A 7,087-nucleotide genomic window follows, 5' to 3' on the forward strand; every position below is an offset into this window, starting at 1 on the left:
CGGCTACACCGGTGGCCGGCTCAGCCTGGTCACCACCGACCTGACGCCCGAAGACACCACCGCCGACACCAACATCTACACCGTCAGCTACGGCTACGACGCCAACGGCAGGCTGCAGACCATCACCCAAAAAGATGGCAACACACAGACCATCGACTACTGGCCCGACAGCCGCGTCAAGTCCATCACGGACGATCAGAACCGCAAGACCGGCTTCGTCTACGACACCACCAACCGCACCACCACGGTGACCGACGCCCTGGGCCAGGTCACCACGCTCAAATACCTCGGCGGCGTCAACAGCGGCCAGCTGKAAGAGATCAGCGGCGCACTGCTCGGCGGTGCAAGCTTCAAGCAAAGTTACACCTATGACAACGGCGACGTGCTGACCAGCACCAACGCCAAGGGCGAAGTCACGACCTACGAGTACGCCGGCGCCGGCAAGCTGGCACGCCGGACCGATGCGGCGGGCAACGTGCTGGAGCGCACCTACACCAGCACGGGCCTGCTCGCCTCGGAGACGACCTACACGGTGGCCGACACGGACGGCGTGGCTGGCCCACTCAAGGCTAGCGGTGCGCGCACTACCCAGTACATCTACGACACGACGCAAATCGCCAAGCGGCGCCTGGCCTATGTGCTGGGCCCGCAGGGTGAGGTGACACGCTACGTCTACAACGGCTGGGGGCTGCTCGCGCGCCAGGTGCAGTACACAGCTGCTGTTTTCAGCGACCCCAATCCCAGCTTCACTTCGCTCGAGAGCTGGGTGAACGGTCCCCAGGCGCAGAGCCTGGATCGCCAGATCGTCGAGTTCGACTACGACCTGCGCGGCCAGGTGAAGGAGCAGCGCCGCTACACGACGATGGCCCTGTCCAACGGCGTTGCCACGCCGGGCGGGGCGATCAAGACATTCACCAGCTACGACGCTTTTGGCCGACTGCTCTCCAGCAAGGACACGAACAGCAACGGCACCACCTATCTGTACGACGGGCTGAACCGCGTGACCAAAAGCGTGGACGCGAACGCCGCGATCACGCTCTATACCTACGCTGATTCGGATCGCAAGACCTCCGTCAAGCTGGACAACGGCCTGACCACGGTGCAGATCTTCGACACGATGGGCCGCCTCGTGTCCAGCGACGTGCTCGGCGCCGTCAGCCAGACGGCGCTGGGCGCCACCAAGTACTTCTATGACGCGGTGGGCCAGCTGCGCCGCGTGCAGGACGCCACCAGCGTCTCCAGTCACACCCTGTACGACGTCAGCGGTCGCAAGAGCGCCGACATCGCCGCCAACGGCCAGCTCACCGAATACCTCTACGACGGCGCGGGGCGGCTGACCCAGACGGTGGCCTACGCCACGCTGGTGAGCGAAGCCACGCGGGCCAGCTTGAGCGACGCCCAGGGCCAACCCACCGCCAAGACGGTGGCAGACGTCCGTCCCGCGGTCGATGCAACGAATGACCGCGTCACGACCTTCTACTACGACGCCGCCGGCCGGCTGGCCGGCACGCTGGACGCCGACGGCTACCTGACCGAGAACAAGTACGACGGCACCTCGGCGCTGACGGCCCAGACCCGCTATGCCACCGCCGTGGCCGTCACGCGCCTGGATGCAACCCAGGGCACCACGCGCACCAGTGGTCCGTCCATGTCAGCGCCCACGGCAGACGCCGCGCGGGACCGCACGACACGCAACCTGTACGACGCCACGGGGCGCCTTGCCGCGCGGGTAGACGGCGACGGCGGCCTCACCGTCTGGAAGTACGACGCGGCGGGCAACACGCTCTCGCAGCTGCGTCGCTCCGCCCTTCTGAGCGATGCACAGCGTGCCAACCCCTCGCTGGCCGACTTGCAAGCCCTCGCGCCATTGAATGACGACGAGTTCACCCAGTGGGTCTATGACACAGCGGGCCGCCAAATCGCCCAAGTCAACGCCGAGGGTTATCTCACAGAGTACAAGTTCGATACCGCAGGCCGGCCCGCTGGAAGCATCAGTTATCTCGCCCAGGCCATCAAGCCGGTGGTCAGTGGCAGCCCGGCAAGTCTGAAGTTGTTCAAGGCCAGCGACCTCACCGATGCCTTGCGGACCTCGTTGAGCAGTCCCAAGTTGCCCCTGTCCGCCAGCAAGACGTACAACAACCGGGGTTTGCTGGAGCAGGAGACGGCAGCGGACGGCACCGTCACCTTCTACGACTACGACAGCCTTCAGCGCCTCAAATCCACCACGCTGGCCAAGGGCTCGGGCGAGGATCGCAAGCAGAACATCGGCTACGACGACTGGGGCCGCGTGCAGAGCACGCAGATCGAAGGCGATGCCACAAGCACCACTTTCACCTACGACGCTGCAGGCCGCCGAACCAGCGTGACCGATGCGCGCGGCAACAAGACCTTCTTCTACTACGACGCGCAAGGCCGTCAGGTCTACGCCATCCTGCGCGACCCGATCAAGGGTGGCGAGGTCACGGAGACGATCTACAGCAACTTCAGTGAAGTGCAGGCCACGGTCACGCACAGCCAGCGACTCTCGGTGGCCGACGCCACCGGTCTGGTAGGTGGCAAAGTTGACACAGCGGTTGTGAGCCGTGCGCCTGCAGCTGACATCTCGCTGTCAAGCGCGATTGCCGCGCTGAACAACGCCGGCCTGGACAACCGCAGTGCGGTGACCTTCAACCAGCGCGGCCTCATCCAGCAGGCCATTGATGCGCTGGGCAACAAGGCCGACTACAGCTACAACGCCTTCGGCCAGCTCAGCAAAGAGATCCGCGACATCGATCCTGTGGGCACCGCCAACGCGCGCCGCCTCACGCTGGACTATGGCTATGACCGGCGTGGCAACGCCACTCGAACCGAACGCAGCGGCCCGGGGCTGACCAGCAGCGTGATCACGGGCAGCACCTTCGACGCGCTGGGCCGGCTCTACAACATCACCGACGAATTCAACCGCGTCACTCAATACACCTATCTGCGCGACAGCGGCACCGGCCGCAAGATCACGATTGCGGGACCGGCCGGCACCACATCGACCACGTATGACGCGCTGGATCGAATGGTCACCCGTGTTGATCGCACCATCAGCACCGTCACCTACACCCATGACGCCGTCAATCGCAAGCTGACGGTAAAGACGGCTGCCGGTATCCAGGTCATCACCGAGTACAACCGCCTCGGTCAGGTCTACAAGGTCACCGACGGCGCCGGGGCGACCACCACTTACGCCTACGACGCCCACGGCAACCTGCTCACCGTGACGGATGCGCTCGGCAACGTCACGCAGAACGGCTACGACGCCAACGACAACCTCGTCCAGGTCGTTCAGGGACTGAAGGCCAACGCCGGCGGTGCCCCGATCAATGACGGGGCCGCCAGCACGACGAGCTACAGCTTTGACGCCGCCAACCGCGTGCTGATACAGACGGTGGACCCGCTGGTCAACAACGGTGTGGGGCTGAACCTGCAGACCCGCTACGAGTACGACGGCCAGGGGCGCAAGCTCAAGATCACCGACCCTCGCGGCACCGTCACAACGCAGGTCTACAACGCCAGGGGTGAACTTGCCGACGTCATCGTCGACGACGTGACCGGCGGACTCAAGCTCAAGACCAGCTACGGCTACGACGCCCAGAGCCGCGTGCTCACTGTCATCGACGGAGCCGGCACGACCTCCGCCCGCAAGGTGGCCTATGCATACGACATCCTGGGCCGACGCACGTCCGAGACCGTCGACCCCGACGGGCTGAAACTCAAGACCAGCTACGAGTACGACGCGGCCGGGCGCCTGCTGTTGAAGCGTGACTCGCAGAACAACGTCACGGCCCGCTACAGCTACGACAACGCCGATCGCCTGCGCTACGGCGTCGACGCCCTTGGTGCCGTCACGCGATATGACTACGACGGTGAAGGCCGTGTCACGGCCATCCGAACCTATGCCACAACGCTTTCGGCGGGCTGGGCCAGCAAGACCTACGACGAACTGCGTACTGCTCTGGACATATTGAGCGCCGGCCCGGCCGAACAGCTCAGCATCAATTCCTACGACGGCGATGGCCGTTTGATCTACAGCGTCGACGCCCTGGGGCAGGTCACGGAACGCAAGTACGACGGTGCCAATCGGCTCGTGTTGGAACGCAGGTACGAGCAGATCATCACCGGGGTCAGCGTGGGCATGTCGGCCTCCACGATCTACGGAAAGCTGGTCAAGGTCGATGCCAAGGATCACGTCACCCGCTACGCCTACGACAAGGTTGGCAATCAGCGGTTCGTCGTCAATGCAGAAGGCTTCGTGAGCGAGCGGCGCTACGACGCGGCAGGCCGGATCGTGGCGAGCGTGGAGCACGAGCAGCCCTGGACCTGGAGCGTCGGCACCGTGCCAAGCGAGGCTGACCTCGCGGCGATCTATTCGCCGACCAACCGCGAGTTCAACAGGGACATGGACGGGCTAGGGGGCTCCGTCGGCATATGGGAAGCCGGGCGGCTCAAGCTGGTCAGCGAGCCCTTGCCGAACGGCGGCTATGCGCTCATGACCAGCCCAAAGCAGATGCCGGTGGGGTCTGTACTCAAACTCGACTATCAGCCGGTGCACCTCCAGCAGACGACGCACATCATGCTCAAGGATGGGGCTGGTGGTATGAGCCGAGCGGCCCTGATTTTCAAGAACAACGGCCACGTCTATACCCAGTGCCGACAGCTACCCGCCGGAACGTTTGTGGAGGTGGACATCGGGGTCTACGTTCCGGGCAAGACGTACAGCATCGAGATGGAGTCAACCGCCACCGGCGCGCGCGTCTTTGTCTATGAAAAAGGCACGTCGCGCGCCAGTGGCTTGGCGGCAACGATTGTCGAGCCGACGACGGACTGGCAGTCCGTTCGGGTTGAGTTTGCCGTCTCGCGCGCCTCAGACCTGCCAGCAGGTCAAACGATCAGCTACGTCGACAACGTCGAGGAGATCCCGCCGCTCAAAGGCCGCGTTACTCAATTTGCCTACGACGCAGCGGGCCGCCAGCGCTTTTCGGTTGACGCGGAAGGCTATGTCACCGAGACGCGCTACGACGACGCCAACGCCCGCACGACGGCACTGCGCTATGCCAGCCGCCTGAGTRGCAGCGGCAGCTACACGCCTGCTGCCTTTGCCCCCGTGCTGAACACGTTGACGGCTGCACTTCCGGGTCTGGGTGCGGCGACCAGCGTCATCCGTGAACTCGACCGCGCCGGGCGACTGAGCGTTGAGACCGACGGCAATGGCGTGCAGACCCAGTTCACYTACGACGCCGCCGGCCGGCTGGAGASCGAGGTCCTGGCYAGCAACGTGGTRGGGCAAGCCAGCACGACGCGCTACGCCTACAACGGCGCCGGCCAACGCACCTCGATCACGCGCGCCGACGGCACGGCGCTGGCCAGCACCACGCGCTACGAGTACGACGCCCAGGGCCGCCTGTGGCACGAGATCGACCCCCGCGGCGTCGCGTTGGCCGAAGGCACCGGCGCCTGGGAGCAGGCCGAGCGCGCGCGGCTGGGCTACGCCGCCGACCTCTCCACCCTGGCCGCCGATGCCAAGGCCGCGGCGCAAACCGCGCTGCGCAAGCTCTACACCACCGACTACGGCTACGACGCCGCCGGCCGCGTCACGACAGTCACCGACGCGCTGGGCGGTGTCACCGCGACGGACTACGACGCCTTCGGCCGCGCCAGCGTCATCACCGATGCGCGCGGCTTCAAGCGCTACCAGGTCTACGACAAGACCGGGCGCCTGCTGCAATCCGTCGATGCACAGCGCTACCTCACTGCCTATGGCTACGACGCCTTCGGCAACCTCACCAGCAGCCTGCGCGTGGACGCCAAAGTGCAAGGCACGCTCTCGGGCGGCCAAGCCGTCGTTCTGGCCACCGCGGCGCAGGCCAATGGGGCCTACGTGCTCACCGCCGCCACGGCCGACGCCCTCACGAGCCGCACCTACGACCGCAACGGCCGCCTGCTCCAGGAGACCGACGCCGAGAACTACGTCGAGGGTACCGATGTGCTGGACGCATACGGCCAGCGCCTGAGCGTCAAGAACAAGCTCGGCGCCACCGTCACCTACGCCTACGACCGCCTCGGGCGCCTGCTCACCGAAACCCTGCCCGTGCAGGCCAAGGACGGCACCGGCGCGCTCAAGAACGTCGTCAACGAATACCAGTACGACAGCCGCGGCAACCGCATCACCAGCATCGAAGCCAAGGGCCTGCCGGAACAGCGCACCACGCAGATGGCCTACGACGCCAATGACCGCCTGGTCCGGCGCATCGGCATGGGCTACACGGCCACCGCCGCCGACGGCAGCACCAGCACCGTCACGCCGGCCGACGCGATGCGCTACGACGCCCGCGGCAACCTCATCGAGCAGGTCAGCCACGGCCAGCTCCAGGCCGACGGCACCACCGTCAATGGTGGCAGGCGCTCCGTGGCCTGGTACGACGCGCTCGACCAAAAGACGCTGGAGATCAGCGCCGACCGCGTCGCCTCGCGCGCCAGCTACGACGCCGCGGGCAACCAGGTCGTGCAAACCGTCTACGCCACGCGCATCGCCGACGGCGTGACCCTCGACCCGGTGGGCGGCGCGCCCGCGACCACCGCCGACACCGCCAACGACCGCACGCTGCGCACCCTGTACGACGCGCTCAGCCGCAAGACGCAGACCTCGCTGGACAGCCTCTACGCCTGGAGCAGCGGTGACGGCAACACCGCCTTCGTCATCAGCGGCCTGACGCCGAAGAACACGGTGCTGCAGAGCTTCTTCTACGACGCGGTGGGCAACCTCACCGAGCGCAAGGATGGGCGGGACAACTCCAGCTTCGAGTACTTCGACGGCAACGGCCGGCGGACCCTGTCCATCGACGCCGGCGGCGCGGTCGTCGCGTGGGAATACGGCCACGCGGGCAACGTCGCCACCAAACAAACCCGCTACGCCGCGATGCTGCCGGGCGGCTACGCCCGCCAGGCCGACAAGCTGGCCAGCGCCGGCGCCACCAACGACCCGACGCAGCTCATCCCCGTCATCGCCGGGCAGAACGTACCTGTGGGTGAGCAAAACCGCATCACCGAGGTCAGCATGGAC

At 65.9% G+C, this 7,087-nt stretch carries 1 protein-coding gene; it reads left to right on the forward strand.

All coding sequences use genetic code 11. The features are described 5' to 3' along the window. On the forward strand, positions 1-7,087 hold a 7,087-nt coding region (locus tag AC1DU6_RS15255), incomplete at both ends, for a hypothetical protein (RefSeq protein WP_477858078.1).

This window comes from Roseateles sp. P5_B10 (assembly GCF_056400485.1).